We start from the raw sequence: 19,310 nt of genomic DNA on the forward strand, positions 1-19,310 counted from the left end.
AATAAAGAAAGAATAAGACATGAAAATAAAATCGATATTATTATCCTTTTTCATATTGACTTGTATAGTCTCTTGTGGACAGAAACAAAATAGCACTTCGAAAGAGAATGATAAGAACTATAAGTACGATTCGTATAATGGTTTGGTAATGGCGGGCTATCAGGGTTGGTTCAATGCCCCGGATGATGGTGCTAACAGGGGTTGGTATCATTACAAAGGGAAAAAAGGATTCTGTCCCGGATCGAGCTCAGTGGACTATTGGCCTGATGTATCGGAATATGAGAAGACGTATAAGACAGAGTTTGTTTTTCCCGATGGAAGTCCTGCATATACCTTTAGTTCGTATGACGAGTCTACTGTTGATACTCATTTTCGATGGATGAAAGAATATGGACTCGATGGTGTATTTATGCAACGGTTTGTGAATGAAATAAAGAATCCGAGCGGCAAGAATCATTTCAACAAAGTGCTGACCTCGGCAATGAAGGCAGCGCAGAAATATCAACGGGCTATATGTGTGATGTACGACCTGAGTGGCATGCGCTCGGGTGATGAAAAAGTTTTGCTGGACGATTTTGACGAGTTGGTAAAAGCTTATGACATCAAAGATCAAAAGAAAAATCCGTCTTATCTCCATCACAATGGAAAACCATTGGTGGTGATATGGGGCGTAGGATTTAATGATAATAGAGCATACGGATTATCTGATATAGAAATCATGGTGGATAAACTTAAAGAAAGCGGATTTAGTATTATGCTGGGAGTCCCTACATACTGGCGTACTCTTACTTCAGATACTATGGAAGATTCGAAGCTCCATGAGTTGATAAGAAAAAGTGATATAATTATGCCTTGGTTTGTAGGGCGTTACAATGAGGCTTCATATCATCTTTTTGCCAAGCTTATATCTGAAGACATAGCCTGGTGTAAAGAAAATAAAGTAGATTATGTTCCTTTGGCCTTCCCCGGCTTCTCTTGGAAAAATCTGAAAGGTGATAATACCTTGCAGATACCTCGCAATAGAGGTTCATTCTTGTGGAAACAGATGAGTGAGTCGATAAAAGCAGGTGCAAAGTCTCTATATATAGCAATGTTTGATGAAATTGATGAGGGAACAGCCATCTTCAAATGTGCAACACAAGTTCCTGTTGGCATATCGGGAAGTACCTTTGTTCCTATCGAAGAAGGATTGCAGAGTGATCATTATTTATGGTTGGTAGGGGAAGCAGGTAAAATGCTTCGCAAAGAAAGAGAGTTGACAACCTCTCTGCCTCAAAGAAAATAAATATCTTTTGGTAGATCATTAGAGAATGAGTTCCTCCTAAGTTTTACCCATTTGATTTCAGATAGCGGCTTATAGAATGCTTATAGCCGCTATTGTTGTATAACAACCGAATACAAAAGCATAGAAACATTTTGCAAGGATGGTTGAAAATGACTATATTTAACATCTTTAAGTCAAATGCCAGTGTAAATTATTTAATTGTTAATTTTATATCATAAAAATTCATGAAATTAAACTTGATCTTAGCATTCCTTTTGGTTGCTGTTATGGCAACATCTCAAACAAGAGATTGGGAGAATCCCGAAGTTTTTGCTATCAATAAAGAAAAACCCAGAGCCACGTTCTTGCCCTATCCCGATGCAAAGCTTGCAGCTCAAGATGACTATTCGGCATCACCTTACTTTATGTCGTTAGATGGTACCTGGAAGTTTCATTGGGTGGCTAAGCCATCCGAAGCTCCTGCTGATTTTTATAAAGAAAACTATGATGTAAGCAAATGGACAGATATGCCTGTACCGGGAAATTGGGAGTTTAACGGATTTGGTATTCCTATTTACACCAATGTAATTTACCCATTCCCAACAAATCCCCCTTATGTAAATGATAACGATAATCCTGTAGGTTCGTATAAGCATCAATTTGATCTCCCTCAGACATGGGACGGACGCAAAGTGTTCATTCACTTTGAAGGAGGAACTACCGCTATGTATCTGTGGATAAATGGCCAGAAGGTAGGGTATACCGAGAATGCGAAGAGCCCGGCTGAATTTGATATTACTCCTTATGTGCGAAAAGGAAAAAATACTTTGGCTTGTCAGGTTTATAAATATAGTGATGGGTCGTACATTGAAGATCAGGATATGTGGCGATTGGGAGGTATCAACCGCAGTGTTTATCTCTATAGCACAGCAGAGACACGTATATCAGACTTTTTTGCACATCCTGACTTGGATGCTAATTACAAGAATGGGTTGTTTAGTCTTGATGTGGAATTGAAAAATTATGCTACCCAGAATAAAAACCAAACAGTAGAAGTTACTTTGCTCGATGGTGCAGGAAAAAGCGTATTTAGTAAATCTCAAAAAGTAACGGTTCCTTCTAATGGTTTGAAAGAAACAACTTTTAGCGGTACAGTGTCTAACCCGTTAAAATGGACAGCCGAAACGCCTAACTTATATACTTTGCTGATCTCTCTCAAAGATGAGAAAAACAATATTGTAGAGGTTACATCTAGTAAAATAGGTTTCCGTAAAATAGAAATCAAAAATGCGCAAGTCCTTATTAATGGCAAAAAGGTGTACTTTAAAGGAGTCAATCTGCACGAATATAATTATAAGACAGGGCAGGTTGTAAACCGCGAGGTGATGATGCGCAATATACAGTTGATGAAAGAATTGAATATTAATGCCGTGCGTACATCTCACTATCCTCAGCCTACATTGTGGTATAAGCTGTGCGATCAATACGGAATCTATTTGGTGGATGAGGCAAATCAAGAGTCGCATGGATTGGGATATGGTCCGAGCAATGTATCTAACCTTCCTGAATGGAATGCCACTCATATGGACAGAATAAAGAACGTGGTGGAAAGAGATAAAAATCATGCGTCTGTTATTTTCTGGTCGTTAGGGAATGAGTCCGGCAATGGCAAAGCATTTTTCGATACTTATGATTGGGCAAAAGGAAGAGATAAGAGTCGCCCTGTGCAATACGAACAAGCACATCAAAGAGACAGGAATACTGATATATTCTGCCCTATGTATCCATCATGGGAGTCTATGAAGCGTGATGCTGCCAGAGATTTGGAGAAACCTTATATTATGTGTGAATATGCACATGCTATGGGAAATAGTATGGGTAATATGCAAGAATACTGGGACGTTATGCGTAGCAGCAAGAATATGCAAGGAGGTTTTATTTGGGAATGGTACAATCATGGTTTCCCTGCAAAAGATGATCAGGGCAGATTCTTCTGGGCGTATGGTGGCGATCTGGGAGGATATAACCTTGTCAATGATGGAAATTTCTGTATGGATGGTATGATTAGCCCCGATCAGAATTATTTGCCACATACTCACATTGTAAAGAAAGTGTATCAGAATATACTATTCAAAGTGAAAGACTTGAATAATGGTATCATAACAGTGATAAATGATTATAAATTCACTGATCTTACAAATGACAATTACTCTTACGAATGGGTGTTGTTGAAGAATGGCAACGTGGAATCGAAAGGAATATTTGACGTATCCGTCCCTGCCGACTCTCAGAAAGATGTGAAACTAAATATACCGCAAATAAAGGCTGAGCCGGGAGTAGAGCATTTCTTGCAAGTTTACGCTTACAATAAGAAAGAAACAGCTTTCCTAAAGGCCGGATTTGAAGTAGCAAAAGAAGAATTTGCATACGATACAAACAACTATTTTACTGAAAAAGGAAAGTCAGGCTCATTAAATATTTCTAAAGAGCAGGATCAGATAATCGTAACAGCAGGCACTCTGAAATATCAGTTTGCGACAAAAGACATTCGTCGTGGACTTACCCGGTTTGAGAGCGACGGAAGACCTGTAATGCGCGAATTGCCTCGTCTCAACTTCTGGAGGGGGCCTACCGATAATGACTTTGGAGCAAACGATCAGATTAATCTTCGCTTGTGGGAAGTGGCAGGAGATAATACGCGTTACAGCTATTTGGGCAGTGAAGAGAAAGACGGAAATATTGCTATAAAATATGAATGCAAACTGTCTGCCATAGAAGCAAAAGTAGACCTGACGTATACCGTGAATAAAGATGGAAGCCTGAATATAAAAGCTGATTATAAGGCATTGTCAGATAATTTGCCGGATATGATGCGATTTGGAATGATAATGACTTTGCCTAGAGAATACAATGACTTTGCATGGTATGGACGTGGTCCTCATGAAAATTATATAGATCGCAAACATGATACATTCATGGGTGTTTGGAAAGGAAAAGTAGAAGATCAGGCATTTAGTTATTATCGTCCACAAGAAACAGGAAATAAAACTGATGTGCGTTGGTTGACTCTCACAAATGTCCAGAATAAGGGCATTCGTGTTGAAGGAGGACAACCTTTGTCTGTAGGTGCAACTAATTATAAGCCGGAAGATCTGGATCCGGGTAGAACCAAAAAGCAACAGCACTGGTCGGATGTATTGCCTCGAAATGAAGTCGTGCTTTGTGTTGATTTGTTTCAACGCGGTGTAGCCGGCTTAGATTCGTGGGGTGCAAGACCTTTAAGCAAGTATAGTTTTACTGATAAAGAATATAGTTACAACTTTACGATAAGCCTTGAGAAGTAACTTATAAAAAAGATAATACTTATGAAATGCTTGTGTTAAATAAAAACACAAGCATTTCTTTTTTATTTAAAAGGAGTACAATCTCTACTGTCTACCGAATGAAAGGCTTTTAACCACAGTATACTCTCTATCCAAAAAGTTTAAGTCATATATCATCTTATTTATTTGAAATTATGTTGTTATTTTTGTACAAGTTCGTAGAAGTAGTAATATAGACAAATATGTAACACAAGATATCACATGAAAAAGAGTTATGCTAGTTATTTATTATGTATCCTATTGCTTTGTTTATATTCCTCTTTTGCAAAAGCAAATAATCCATATATTGTAAACTTTGATAGAAACACATACGGTGCAGCAAACAAAAACTGGTCTATAGATCAGGATGAAAGAGGGTGTACCTATTTTGGAAATGATATCGGGTTGCTACAATTTAATGGCGTAGAGTGGAAGCTTTTTCAGATGGCCAACAGGTCTGTGGTAAGGAGTGTGGCAGTACTCGATCATCAAACGATATTTACCGGCGGTTATGAAGAATTTGGCCTTTGGAAAAGGGACATTTCCGGGCAATTGAAATATACATCATTAAAATCTTTGGTTGATCAGAAATCGATGCAGGAAAATGATTTCTGGAAGATATGGTTTAATGATAATAAGGTGTACTTTCAATCTTTTAATTCCATTTTCATATATGATTATAAAACTGTTAAGCAAATAAAGATAAATAAGAATATTCTTTTTTTGCTGAAAGTACGTGGACAATTTTGGGTACAAGAAATGCAAGGCGAATTGTTCCGATTGATAGACGATAAGCTTACAAAAATAAACGATGGAGCGTTTTTCACAGGGAAAGATGTCAGAACGATTTTACCTTACAAAAAAGATCAATATTTGATCTGTACTGCAACTAACGGTCTTTATATCTATGATGGGGTGAAAATCTCCCCTTGGAATACTCCCATTTCATCAGCGTTGAAGCTAAATGAACTTAATTGTGGATTACTCACTTCACGAGGGACATATTTCTTTGGTTCTATCCTTAACGGTATATATGAGGTTGACGGAAACGGCAATATATTAAATCATTTTTCTACAGCCACAGAGCTTAACAACAATACGGTATTATCGTTGCGCGAAGACAAAAACGGAAATTTTTGGGCCGGATTAGATAGGGGGATAGCATATATACAGTATCTCGACAACATGAGCTATTATACTGACCCGAATGGAAATATAGGGGCTGTATATGATGCTTTTTATTGGAAAAATAAACTCTATATAGGAACTAATCAGGGGCTGTTTTATATGCCTGAGGGTAAACTGCAATCAGTAAACTCTCTAGAAAACCTTAGATTGGTAAACGGAACGCAAGGACAAGTATGGAGCTTGCGTGTTATAGACAATAAACTGATATGTTGCCACAATCGTGGTGCGATGATTATCGAGGATGATAAGTCATATCCTTACCTGCCTTTTATAATGTCTGGCATCTATGACATAAAAGAATATACGGTAAATAAAGCTGAAATATTGGCTGTATCAACTTACAATCACCTGAAGATAGTTCATAAAGGAACAAATAAGGTGTATGATATAGACGATAGCCGAGGACCTGTCTTCAAGAGTGAACTCGATCATCTGGGAAATATATGGGTTCAGCATCCATACAAAGGGACTTACAGATACCTATTCAATGAGGATGTGATGGGTGTAAAGAGTTGGAGTTATTATGGAGATAATACACAAGAAAATCTTCCTCATAAATTATCCATGTTTAAAGTGGGAGGGCGTATAATCTTATTCGGGGATAATAATTTTCTGACGTATGACGAAATAGATAATACGATCAAGCCAAACGAGAAGCTGAACAACTGCTTTAAGTCTATTAATAAAATAAAGAAGATTATTCATATCAAAGATAATTCTTTTTGGGCTATAACGGATAAGAGCCTTTTCAAATTCAGTTACGATGGAAGTGATGCCAAAATTGAAGAAAGATATAATATTGGTGTTCACAAACTGTCGTTAGTAGAAGGATACGAGAATATTTCTATCTTGAATGATTCAATAAACTTCATTTGTTTAGATAATGGCTTCCTACTCTATAATGACAAAATTCCTGCAAAGAAATATAAGTCCGTTCAGGATAGACCATATCTGGAAACCTTAGAGATAAAGTCAACGAAAGGAAAGTTCGATTTTAGAGATCCGGCAACATTGTCTGAGGTTCCTTACGAATATAATTCGGTTACTTTTAGTTTTATATCCGATCAGGTATTAAGCCGGAATCTTTTATTCCAGTACAAGCTGGTAGGAATCGATAATGAATGGTCGAAACCGCAGAAGATAGATAAAGTAACCTATGACCGTTTATCTGCCGGAAAATATACGTTCATGCTTCGTACTACAGACAATATTGGCTACACATCTGAGATTACTACATCTCAGTTTGTTGTATTGTCTCCTTGGTATTTATCTTTGTGGGCTTACCTGATCTATATATTACTTATTATGTTTGTTGCATATATCGTATGGGTTATCATCCTAAGGAGATATAAGAATAAACACCTGCAAAAAATAAGACAGAGAGAAGCCGAAAGACTACAAACCATAAATCAGGAATTGCAAAGTGAAATAGAGAAAAAAGATGCGGAAATCTTCGACCAGACTTCATTTACTATCCAAAAGAATGAGATTATACTGTCTATAAAAGAAGTGATTGATGAGTTTTGTCTTTCAAGTGATAATAAAACTTTGAAGCTTTTATATCAGAAGGTATTGCCTATCTTAAACAATAATTTGGAGGATGATAATGACTGGAAAATCTTACTAATAAAATTTGAACAGAAACACACTAATTTCTTCAAGAAATTGAAGATTCTATATCCCGAACTCACCCCGAACGACCTTAAACTTTGCGCATGTTTGAAGCTAAATCTCGAGACAAAAGACATTGCCTCTCTTATGAACTTATCGACCAGATCGGTCGAAAACAATCGTTATAGATTAAGGAAGAAACTTAACCTCAGGTCTACACAGAATCTAAATGATTTTATTTTAAATCTCGATTAATTTAAAATAATATTCTGTAATACATGTATTTATGTATGTTAGAGTGGAAAGTGTGCATTGTTAATGTACGTTAAATAGAGCGTGTGCGTATTTGATGTGAACCCTCCTTTTATATCATTTTGTCTGTGTGCTTTAATTTTGGCATAAATCTAAATATCATGGAAAGAGTCACCTCACTCTATAGCCGGTTGGCTATTGTAAACATTACTCCTGCCTTATTATTTAGATTAATTGGTTAACAGTTAATTAAAGTAATTTGAACTATGAAAAAATCCAAAAAAGACTTTATTTCAGGGAATCTGAATTCACTGATTTTGCGGTATTTATTATTCCTGTTTTGTTTCCTATTAACCACAGGAAATATTTATGCTCAAACGAAAACTATTTCAGGAATTATAAAGGACGAAGCCAATGAACCGCTGATTGGCGTTACTGTACAAATAAAGGGAACAAACAATGGTACTATTACCGATATCGATGGTAGATATACTATTGCAGCTGCTACAGGCAATGTTTTAGTATTTACGTATGTGGGAATGCAAACACAAGAAGTAACTGTTGGCTCACAAGCAAGTATCGATGTAGTTATGAAAAACGACAGCCGGATGCTTGCCGAAACAGTCGTGATCGGTTATGGTAGTGCAAAAGCAAAAGACTTGACATCTCCTATTGCTACTATCAAAGGGGATGATGTCAACAGGCATCTTACAGCATCGCCGATGCAAGCAATGCAGGGTAAAGTACCCGGACTACAGGTAATCAATACCGGTCAACCGGGAAGTTCGCCTAAAGTACGTATTCGTGGTGTCGGAAACTATGATGATTCTAAAACCGGACCCTTGTATGTTGTAGATGGTATGTTCTTCGATAATATCGACTTCTTGAATAACAGTGATATCGAAAACATGAGCGTACTCAAAGACGCTTCTTCTGCTGCTATTTATGGAGTACGTGCAGCGAATGGAGTTATCATTGTGACAACTAAAAAAGGCTTGACAGACAGAAAACCTCAGGTTACTTACGATGGTTACTTTGGTTTGCAAAAAGCTTCTAACCTGGTAAAGATGGCTAACTCTCAGCAATATGCGACAGTGATGAAAGAAATAGGTAATACAAATACTATCGATCAGTCTATCGCTAAGTTTGGTGGTACTAATGGTATTCCCGCTGTAAATACCGATTGGTATGACGAAATATTGAGAGTAGCACCTATGCATAGCCATGCTATAAATGTTAACGGAGGTGGAGAAAAAACAACGTATTCAATCGGTATTAGTTACTTGAACCAGAAAGGTATCTTGGATAGCGACAATGGTTATGAGAGATTAAATATGCGTTCTAAGGTAGATATAGGTATCACCAACTGGTTGAAAGTAGGAGGTAGCTTTATTGTTGTAAACAGTGATCAAAAGCTTGCAAATAACAGTGCTTTTGGTAATGCGTATACATCACCTTCTATATATCCGGCTTATGATGCGAATAATAGCATTGCATCGCCTACCAAATATGGATCGGCACAAGATGTCGGGCTAACAAACTACTTTTGGAATCCGGTGGCTATTGCTGATTATTATAACAACAAAGTGGGGGTGACAGAAGTTCTTCCGGCACTTTACATGGAGTTGTCTTTCTTAGAAAATAAGTTGACATTCAGAACTTCTTACAATCAGGATTTGTCTTTCCAACGCAATCGTTTATTCTTGCCGATATACACCGTTTCGGCCAGTCAACAAAATAAGAAAACGCAGTTGACTAAATCTCAGAAATATACAAACAATTGGTTGATAGATAATATCCTGACGTATAGAGATACTTTTGCTGAGAAACACAATGTGACTCTGATGGCAGGTAATTCTATAAGAAAAGAGAGATGGGAAAGAATGCGCTTGCAAGGCGAAGGTATCCCTGATGGAAGAGACGAGTACTGGTACTTACACAACGGTTCTATTATCGAGCAAGGAGCAGATGCCGATACTTGGTACGACAATGCAGAAGAAAATAGAGGCGCTTCGTTTTTCGGACGTTTGATGTATGACTATGCAGGCAAATATTTATTATCTGCTACAATCCGTGCCGATGGCAGCTCAAAGTATCAAGAGACGTGGGGGTATTTCCCTTCTGTAGGTCTTGGATGGGTACTTTCGGAAGAAAACTTTATGAAGAATCAGAAAGTATTTGACTTCCTGAAATTAAGAGGAAGCTGGGGGATGCTGGGTAACGATAAGATACAACGAAATGATGGATTTGCTTCCATTACTCAAGAAACAGGATATTTCAACGGACAACTTATGCCTGGTACATCCAGCCTTTCGTTTTTCTCTTCTCTGAAATGGGAACAAGTAGAAGAATTGGATTTTGGTTTGGACTTTACTATCCTGAATAACCGTTTATCGGGAGAACTTGATTATTACAAACGTATAACAAAAGATGCCGTGTTCTTGAAAAGCCTTCAGGCAGGAGCCGGATCATTATTAATGAATAACGGTGAGATCCAAAACTCGGGTGTAGAAGTATCTCTAAACTGGGATGATAAGATCGGGCGTGATTTTACTTATAATGTTGGTGTAAATATGTCGACTTTGAAAAATAAGGTCACTCACCTTGATGGTTTGGATCGCATAATTACATCCGGGGACTATGGACGTATCAGACAGATTGGTCAGACAGTAGACTCTTACTATGGATATGTAATGGAAGGTATTTATCAGAATCAGGCAGAAATTGATAATGATAAAACTTTAACAGATATTGCCAGCAAACCGGTTCCGGGAGATATTAAGTTTAAAGACATAGATGGCGACGGAAAACTGACAGACCAAGACAGAACATTGCTCGGTTCTCCACTGCCTAAGTTCTTCTTGGGTGGTAATCTCGGGTTCACCTACAAGGCTTTTGACTTTAGTACTGCATTCCAAGGACAGTTTGGTCATAAGATCCTGAATCAGAAACGGTTCTTAAGACAAAAACAAACTGATATAAATTTCGACGAAGATATCGTTAAAAACCGTTGGACAGGTGAAGGCTCTACAAACAAATATGTATCAGGCGCAGCTTTGGGACATACATGGACATATAGCCGCTTCAACTCATTCTTTGTTGAAAGTGCCAATACATTTACGATTCAGAATATACAGTTGGGATATACTTTCCAGAATATTTTCCCTCAGAGTGGAAACAAATCTAGCTTAAGAGTAAGTTTTACGGCAGAAAGACCATTCAACTTCTTCTCCTATAATGGATTTACTACAGACGTGGCTGATGGAATAGATAACGATGTTTATCCTTTAACCTCAACTTACAGTATTGGTTTCAGATTGGTATATTAATTAAAGAAATAAGAAATTATAGTTATGAAATTTTATATATACATTATATCAGCATTATTGTTATTAAGCAGTTGTAGCGACTGGCTAAATAAGGAACCCGAAAATGTATTAGATGTCGAGGGGCTTGATTATACTCTGACCGAAAATATGAACCAGCCGCTAATCGGTATCTATGCACGTATGCGTGGAGGAAGTGGACTTAGTTTCTGGGGAAGACTTGGCCTACTGAGCGTAAGAGGTGATGATATAAATAAAGGTTCTTCACCTTCCGATCAGGGAGAGTTAAACTATGCAAAGTCATTCGAATACAATCAGCTTGGTGGATATTGGGCATTAAACTCATCATGGACAGGATTATACAATTTGGTGTTGAGTTGTAACTCTGCTTTGGTAGACCTGAATAGATATAACGAGTATACAACAACTGAGGCGGATAAAAAACTGAATACTCAATATCAGGCAGAGGTACGTTTTATCAGAGCTTTTGCTTATTTTCAGATAACCAGATTCTGGGGCGATGCATTGCTTGTTACCGATAACAAAGAAGTATTAGGTACACTTAATGTTACCCCTCGGGCTGATATCTACAAGTTTATTAATGATGAGATGGATTTCTGTGAAGCCAATCTTCCGGCTTTACGTCCTAACGAAATGCCTCTGAAAGGTCAGGTTACTAAATATACAGCTCTGGCACTGAGGGCAAAAGCAAACTCTGATATCAACAATTGGGATGCTGTACTATCTGCAACAAATGAGATTATCAACAGTAACAAGTTTGAGCTCTATCCCGATTTTTATGATTATTTCAAAAAGCCGGGATGCTTATCAAACGAAAATCTATTCGAACTACAATACGGTTTGGTTGGTAGCACAGCAATAGAGTCTGATGCGTGGTTTGCATTCCAAGGTCCAAGAAATGGATTTGTAGGAACAAATATTGAAGGGGGCTGGGGCTTCATGGTTCCTAGTGCTTCTTTAGAAAAACTATTCCAAGACAGGGGTGAGACCGTACGTAAAGAAACTACTTTCTTGTATGCGGGATCTACAACCAAGGAAGGGGATGTGCTAAAACCAAGTACAGCAGCAGACGGAAACGATAGAGTATTTAATGGAAAAGTGTATCTGCCTAGCACTCAGCTTCCGGAAGGAAGAACAGGGTATGGATTTGGTAATAACATCCGTGTGATGAGATATGCAGACATCCTTCTATTGAATGCCGAAGCAAAAGTTCGTAAAAATGAAAATGGGGATGCTCCTTTCAACTTGGTGAGAACCAGAGCAAAAATGCCAACATTGACTAATGTTACATTGGATCAGATTTTGGAAGAAAGACGAGTTGAATTAGCGTGCGAATGGGGCGAACGATTCTTCGATCTTGTTCGTACAGGTAAGGCTGCCGGAACACTTCCTGGATTTACCGAAGGTAAGTCCGAATTTTATCCGATACCTCAAGCTCAAAAAGATTTGAATCCAAATCTTAAATAAGAAACTATCAGGAGAGGATACTCAGTACTTGAAAAGGTGCTGGGTATTCGTCTCTTCTTGTACTGAATATATTGTAATGTGTAAGTTTTTATTATCAACGTAAATGCCATATCATGAAATTAAGAATTATTTTCTGTCTGTTAGTTATAAGATGTTTATCTGCTCCCGCGCAAGAACCGGAATACGATCACATTTTTTTTGACAATGGTTTGATGACAGGGCGTTACTATTACAGTAGAGCCGATTATACATCTCCTAGCTATATCCAGAATATAGAAAATAAACTACCTGTATCCGAAAAGGAATACTTTACAGCAAAAAACTCACTGCTATTAAACTATGTGTCTGCACCTAATGGAAGCTGGTCGGCGTCGATTCTTTATCATGATTGGCGGGGAAAAGACTTTGTGAAAGAGGGTAAATCTCTGGACTTTAAATTATTTGTCAAATCGGGAACAGAAGCAGAAGAATTACCTCTTATTGCCATAGGTGCTATTAACAAGAAAGAAACAACTACATCGTCCTTTATCAACTTTAACGACTATATATCTCAATTCAAACAAGAGGAATGGGTATCAGTATCCATCCCTCTATCTGAATTTAAAAATTTAAGCTACACAAATACAAAAGAAATAAAAGAAGTTCTTTTCAAACAAAATTCACAAGACGGAAAAGAGCATACTTTATATATAGATCAGGTAGAATTAAGTCCTATCCAAAAACCTGTTTCAAACGTGATAGTCCCGGCGATAAAAGCAAAGGCCTATGAGCGTCATGTAGACTTGTGGTGGGATAAATCAGGGTTGAAAAATATAAAATATATAAAAATATATCGCTCCGAAGATGGGAGAGAGTTCAAGCAGGTAGGCATACAATATCCTTATACAGGACGTTATGCAGATTTCACAAACGAACCTAATAAGACATTCAGCTACCGCATTGCTTGTGTAAATTATGACTACTCCGAATCACAACTATCTAATATCGTAGAAGCAACAACCCGCTATATGACTGACGAGCAACTCTTGGATATGGTGCAGGAAGCCTCGTTCAGATATTATTGGGATGGTGCAGAACCAAATTCAGGGCTAGCCCTCGAAAATATTCCGGGACGCAGAAATATGATTGCAACAGGAGCTTCGGGTTTTGGGATGATGGCAATTGTAACCGGTGTAGAGAGAGGATATATCACTCGGGAGGAAGCCATACAACGGTTCAAAAAAATAGTCGCATTTCTCGACAAAGCCGAAACTTTTCATGGAGGTTATGCTCATTTTATAGATGGAACAACAGGTAAAGTGGAACCATTTTTCGGAATGCGTGACAATGGAGCCGATATGGTAGAAACATCCTTTTTGTTTCAAGGGCTATTAACAGCCCGTCAATACTTTGACAAGAACAGTGATGATGAGAAATACATTAGAAATACAATCACCAAACTGTGGAAAAATATAGAATGGGATTGGTTCAAAAAGACAAAAGATAGTAAATATTTGTATTGGCACTGGTCTCCCGACCAGGAATGGGTGATAAACCACAATCTTATCGGCTGGAACGAGACAATGATAACTTATTTGCTGGCAATAGCCTCACCAACCCACGGTATAGGCAAAGACATGTATTATTCGGGATGGGCTAGTCAGGAAAAGCTGGCGCAGGATTATCGTGTCGACTGGGGACAAACACGTGATGGGGCAATGTACTCTAACGGAAATACATATTTCGGAGTAAAGCTCGATGTGGGAGTGTCTAATGGTGGGCCATTGTTTTTCATTCACTATTCATACTTGGGGCTTGATCCGCACAAGATAAAAGATAAATATGTTTCTGAAAATTACTTCGAGAACTTTCGGAATATAGCTCTTATAAACTACCGTTACTGTGTAGAGAATCCTAAAAAGAATATCGGATATGGAGCAGATAATTGGGGTCTTACGGCGAGTGACGGACCTTGGGGTTATCGTGCCGCCGAACCGGTAGATCATCAGGATGTGGGAACGATGGCACCGACAGGGGCTTTGGCTTCATTCCCTTATCTGCCAGAGCAATCGATGGCGGCATTGAAGAATTATTATCGTAATTATGGTTCTTTCTTGTGGGGTGAATATGGTTTCCGTGATGCGTTCAATCTGAACGAGAATTGGTGTGCTAACATTTATATGGGGCTTAACCAAGCTCCGGTAACGGTGATGATAGAGAATTACCGTACAGGACTTATTTGGAATTTGTTTATGAAAGATCCCGATGTTCAGCGAATGGTAAAAGAAGTGTTTATTAAATAAATTGAAGATGAGATTGAATTGGATTACATCTTTTGCTTTGCTCTGTCTGCTTATATTTACGGGCTGTGGTAAAGACAAAGATCAGAGGGATGCTGAGGTGGATAAATTTGTTGATGACTTGCTTAGCCGAATGACTTTGGAAGAAAAAATCGGGCAAACGGTTTTATATACCAGCGGTTATGATGTTATAACAGGCCCCACAGTTGACCCAAACTACAAAGAATACCTCAAGAAAGGAATGGTTGGAGGTATCTTTAATGCTGTTGGTGCGGACTATACACGTAGTCTGCAAAAAATAGCTGTCGAAGAAACCCGTTTAGGTATTCCTCTCATCTTTGGTTACGATGTGATCCATGGACAGCGAACTATCTTTCCTATTCCTTTTGCCGAATCATGCAGTTGGGATCTCGAAGCTATGGAACGTTCTGCTAGAATTGCCGCTTCCGAGGCTACAGCCGAAGGTATAAACTGGATATACGCTCCGATGGTCGATATCTCTCGTGATCCTCGTTGGGGACGTGTAGCCGAAGGTGCGGGTGAGGATGTTTATTTAGGCTCGTTAATTGCAGCAGCACGTGTAAAAGGGTTTCAAGGGGATAATCTATCGGCTGTAAATACTGTAGTTGCCTGTGTGAAGCATTATGCTGCTTATGGGGCGACTATGGCAGGGAGAGATTACAATACGGTGGATATGTCTCTCAATGAACTGTGGAATACATATCTTCCTCCATTCAAGGCTGCACTCGATGCCGGATGTGGTACGATAATGACCTCATTCAATGATTTGAACGGAATACCAGCCACAGGGAATAAATACTTGCTGAAGGACATTCTTCATGATAAATGGAATTTCAATGGATTTGTAGTTACAGACTATACCTCTATCAATGAAATGATACCGCACGGATATGCTAAAGACGAGAAGCATTCTGCTGAAATAGCGATGAATGCCGGTGTAGATATGGACATGCAGGGAGGTGTGTATATGAATCATCTGAAAACTCTTATAGATGAAGGAAAAGTTTCGGAGAAAGATGTAACCGAGGCGGCTCGGGCAATTCTGAAAATAAAATATAAGTTAGGACTGTTTGAAGATCCGTATCGATATTGTGATGCCAACAGAGAGAAGACCGATATTCTCACACCTGCAAATAAAGAGGCTGTCCGGGACATGGCACGCAAATCGATGGTTCTCTTAAAGAATGACAAGCAAACTTTACCATTGAAAGAAAATAAGAGAATAGCACTGATTGGCCCTTTGGCGAAAGATAAGTATGAAATATTGGGTTGTTGGTCTGCAATGGGAAATCGTGATACGATTCCTGTAAGTGTGTATGATGGTTTGGTTGAAGCCATCGGTAAAGACAAAATCTCTTATGCCAAAGGCTGCGATATACAGAGTGATGATACGAAAGGGTTTGCCGAAGCTGTTAGAGTAGCTTCCGCTTCTGATGTTGTGGTGATGGTGATGGGCGAGTTTCATAATATGTCGGGAGAAAATAATTCCCGCACAAACTTATCACTTCCCGGTGTTCAATTGGATTTACTCAAAGCGATAAAAAAGACCGGAAAGCCTGTGGTTCTTGTATTGATGAATGGACGACCGTTGACTATAAACTGGGAAAAGGATAATCTGGATGCAATCTTAGAGGCTTGGTTTCCCGGTACAATGGGAGGCGCAGCTATTGCTGATGTGCTCACAGGGAAATATAATCCGTCAGGAAAGCTAACAATGACATTCCCTCAGAATGTAGGACAAATACCTTTATTCTATAATCACAAGAATACGGGTCGTCCTTATGATCCCAATGTCGCTCAGTTTGCGTATGGATCTCGTTATTGGGATGTTTCTAACGAGCCTCTTTATCCATTTGGATATGGACTGAGCTATACAACATTTACCTATTCAGACTTAACGTTAGCGTCAAAAGAGATAACAAGAGACAGTCCGCTTAAAGTAAGTGTAAAACTTACCAACTCGGGCGAATATGACGGAGAGGAAGTTGTACAGCTTTACACGCGTGATCTGGTAGGAAGCGTTACGCGCCCTGTGAAAGAATTGAAAGGATTCAAAAAAGTATTCTTGAAAGCCGGCGAGTCGAAAGTAATAGACTTTACCTTATCTGTGAATGATTTGAGATTCTATAACTCACAGCTTGAGTATGTCTACGAGCCGGGAGACTTCCATCTTTTTGTGGGCGGAAGTTCGGATACGAAATTAAAAACAGAATTTACATTAAAATAGCAATATGAAGAAACTTATTACAACTGTTTTGCTTGGGTGTACCCTGATCGCTAATGCACAGCAGAACCAAAACACAAAAATGGATCGTTTTGTAGATGATCTGATGAGCAAAATGACTATTGAGGAGAAAATAGGTCAGCTCAACTTGCCCGGTTCGGGAGATATTGTAACAGGACAGGCAAAGAATAGCGATATTGCAGGCAAGATTAAAAAAGGACTTGTTGGAGGCCTTTTCAATATAAAAGGTGTTGAAAAAATAAAAGATGTGCAACGAGTTGCCGTCGAAGAAAGCCGTTTAGGGATTCCTCTTATTTTTGGGATGGATGTTATTCACGGATACGAAACGGTGTTTCCAATTCCATTGGGGTTGTCTTGTTCTTGGGACATGGATGCTGTTGAAAAATCAGCACGTATAGCAGCGATCGAGGCCAGTGCCGATGGTATCTGCTGGACATTTAGCCCGATGGTGGATATATCGAGAGATCCTCGCTGGGGACGTGTATCCGAAGGCAATGGCGAAGACCCTTATTTGGGAGGACAAATAGCCAAAGCTATGGTAAGAGGTTATCAGGGAGTAGGAGACAAAACGTTTACGACTAACAATCAGATTATGTCGTGTGTAAAGCATTATGCTCTGTATGGAGCGGGAGAAGCCGGACGTGATTATAATACGGTAGACATGAGTCGCCAACGCATGTATAATGAATATTTCTATCCATATCAGGCAGCAGTAGATGCGGGAGTAGGTAGCGTAATGGCATCATTCAACGAAGTAGACGGAGTTCCGGCTACAGGCAACAAATGGCTGATGACAGACGTGTTGCGCAAACAATGGGGATTCAATGGGTTTGTGGTAACAGACTTTACAGGGATCAACGAAATGGTAGATCATGGTATCGGCGATTTGCAAACCGTATCGGCTCGTGCACTTCGTGCAGGTATCGACATGGATATGGTTGGTGAAGGTTTTCTTACAACTTTGAAGAAGTCGTTAGATGATGGGAAGATAACCGAAGCAGATATAAATAGGGCATGTCGTCTTATCCTTGAAGCAAAATATAAGTTAGGATTATTTACCGACCCTTATAAATATTGCGATGTGAGCAGGGTAAAGAAAGAAATATATACACCCGAACATCGTGCTCTTGCCCGTAAGATAGCAGCAGAAAGCTTTGTTTTGCTCAAAAATGACAATGTGTTGCCTTTGAGTAAAAAGGGCACGATTGCTGTTGTTGGGCCATTAGGAAATACCCGTGAAAATATGCCCGGGACATGGAGTGTAGCGGCAGATTTCAATAAAGCGACAACAGTAGTTGACGGACTAAAAGCGGTGGTTGGCAACAAAGCGAATGTAGTATATGCAAAGGGTAGTAATTTAACTACCGACCCCGTACTGGAGCAGAGAGCAACTCTTTTTGGAAGGGACTTGCAGCGTGATGGACGTACAGAAGAAGAATTAAGAAATGAAGCATTACAAATTGCAAAGAACGCGGATGTAATTATAGCTGCATTGGGCGAATCGTCAGAATATAGCGGCGAGTCGAGCAGTCGTTCCGAAATTGGTATTCCTGATATTCAACAACGCTTGTTAAAGGAATTATTGAAAACAGGAAAACCTGTCATTTTAGTATTGTTTACAGGTCGTCCGTTGACTCTTACATGGGAAAAAGAAAATGTTCCTGCAATACTCAATGTGTGGTTTGGCGGAACCGAAGCAGCTTATGCAATTGGAGATGTTCTGTTTGGAGATGTAAATCCGAGTGGAAAGCTTACTACCACATTTCCTCAGAATGTAGGACAAATACCATTATATTACAATCATAAAAATACAGGTCGCCCATTAGCCGACGGTAAATGGTTCGAAAAATTCCGCAGCAATTATCTCGACGTATCAAATGATCCTTTGTATCCGTTCGGGTTTGGACTTAGCTACAGTAAATTCGACTATAGTGATGTGAAACTTAGTTCGACACAGATAGATGCAAATGGAGAATTAACGGCGAGTGTGACAGTAACGAATAAGACTAAAGTAGACGGAGCGGAAGTAGTGCAACTCTATATTCGCGATGTTGTGGGAAGTGTAACCCGTCCGGTAAAAGAACTAAAAGGTTTTGAGAAAGTTTTCATCAAAGCGGGAGAATCTAAGACAGTCGATTTTAAGATAACACCCGAAATGTTGAAGTTCTATAACTATGATCTTAACTTTGTTTTCGAACCCGGAGACTTTGATGTAATGATTGGGGGCAATAGCCGTGATGTGAAAAATGCAAGATTTACGTTGAAATAATGAAT

At 39.0% G+C, this 19,310-nt stretch carries 8 protein-coding genes; all 8 read left to right on the forward strand.

The window, feature by feature from the left end; genetic code table 11:
- Nucleotides 1-19 precede the first annotated feature (19 nt).
- The 8 genes from QOX35_RS08970 to bglX (QOX35_RS09005) all read left to right on the forward strand — a co-directional run bounded on the left by QOX35_RS08970 (nucleotide 20) and on the right by bglX (QOX35_RS09005) (nucleotide 19,305).
- Nucleotides 20-1,285, forward strand: a complete 1,266-nt coding sequence (locus QOX35_RS08970) for a glycoside hydrolase family 99 protein (protein WP_283686636.1) — start codon at nucleotides 20-22, stop codon at nucleotides 1,283-1,285.
- Nucleotides 1,286-1,509: 224 nt separating this feature from the next.
- On the forward strand, nucleotides 1,510-4,608 hold the full coding sequence (lacZ, locus tag QOX35_RS08975) for a beta-galactosidase, LacZ type (protein ID WP_283686637.1): 3,099 nt from the start codon (nucleotides 1,510-1,512) through the stop codon (nucleotides 4,606-4,608).
- A 240-nt stretch (nucleotides 4,609-4,848) separates the two neighbouring features.
- Nucleotides 4,849-7,680 (forward strand): triple tyrosine motif-containing protein, encoded by a 2,832-nt coding sequence (locus QOX35_RS08980; RefSeq protein WP_283686638.1) that lies wholly within the window; start codon nucleotides 4,849-4,851, stop codon nucleotides 7,678-7,680.
- 263 nt (nucleotides 7,681-7,943) lie between these two features.
- Complete coding sequence (locus tag QOX35_RS08985) at nucleotides 7,944-11,006, forward strand: SusC/RagA family TonB-linked outer membrane protein (RefSeq protein ID WP_283686639.1); 3,063 nt, start codon at nucleotides 7,944-7,946, stop codon at nucleotides 11,004-11,006.
- A gap of 24 nt (nucleotides 11,007-11,030) precedes the next feature.
- Nucleotides 11,031-12,491: a RagB/SusD family nutrient uptake outer membrane protein gene (locus QOX35_RS08990; protein WP_135104521.1), complete on the forward strand. Its 1,461-nt coding sequence runs from the start codon at nucleotides 11,031-11,033 to the stop codon at nucleotides 12,489-12,491.
- A 113-nt stretch (nucleotides 12,492-12,604) separates the two neighbouring features.
- Nucleotides 12,605-14,773: a glucoamylase family protein gene (locus QOX35_RS08995; protein ID WP_283686640.1), complete on the forward strand. Its 2,169-nt coding sequence runs from the start codon at nucleotides 12,605-12,607 to the stop codon at nucleotides 14,771-14,773.
- 7 nt (nucleotides 14,774-14,780) lie between these two features.
- On the forward strand, nucleotides 14,781-17,018 hold the full coding sequence (bglX, locus tag QOX35_RS09000) for a beta-glucosidase BglX (protein WP_283686641.1): 2,238 nt from the start codon (nucleotides 14,781-14,783) through the stop codon (nucleotides 17,016-17,018).
- 4 nt (nucleotides 17,019-17,022) lie between these two features.
- Nucleotides 17,023-19,305, forward strand: coding sequence for a beta-glucosidase BglX (gene bglX / locus QOX35_RS09005; RefSeq protein WP_283686642.1), 2,283 nt, complete (start codon nucleotides 17,023-17,025; stop codon nucleotides 19,303-19,305).
- Nucleotides 19,306-19,310 lie beyond the last annotated feature (5 nt).

The sequence above is a fragment of the Dysgonomonas sp. Marseille-Q5470 genome, from assembly GCF_951230145.1.
Lineage (GTDB): Bacteria > Bacteroidota > Bacteroidia > Bacteroidales > Dysgonomonadaceae > Dysgonomonas.

What these genes read in the sequence shown, in the direction of transcription:
- QOX35_RS08970 (WP_283686636.1), top strand. Translation starts at nt 20, where the DNA reads ATGAAAATAAAATCGATATTATTATCCTTTTTCATATTGACTTGTATA.
- lacZ (WP_283686637.1), top strand. Translation starts at nt 1,510, where the DNA reads ATGAAATTAAACTTGATCTTAGCATTCCTTTTGGTTGCTGTTATGGCA.
- QOX35_RS08980 (WP_283686638.1), top strand. Translation starts at nt 4,849, where the DNA reads ATGAAAAAGAGTTATGCTAGTTATTTATTATGTATCCTATTGCTTTGT.
- QOX35_RS08985 (WP_283686639.1), top strand. Translation starts at nt 7,944, where the DNA reads ATGAAAAAATCCAAAAAAGACTTTATTTCAGGGAATCTGAATTCACTG.
- QOX35_RS08990 (WP_135104521.1), top strand. Translation starts at nt 11,031, where the DNA reads ATGAAATTTTATATATACATTATATCAGCATTATTGTTATTAAGCAGT.
- QOX35_RS08995 (WP_283686640.1), top strand. Translation starts at nt 12,605, where the DNA reads ATGAAATTAAGAATTATTTTCTGTCTGTTAGTTATAAGATGTTTATCT.
- bglX (WP_283686641.1), top strand. Translation starts at nt 14,781, where the DNA reads ATGAGATTGAATTGGATTACATCTTTTGCTTTGCTCTGTCTGCTTATA.
- bglX (WP_283686642.1), top strand. Translation starts at nt 17,023, where the DNA reads ATGAAGAAACTTATTACAACTGTTTTGCTTGGGTGTACCCTGATCGCT.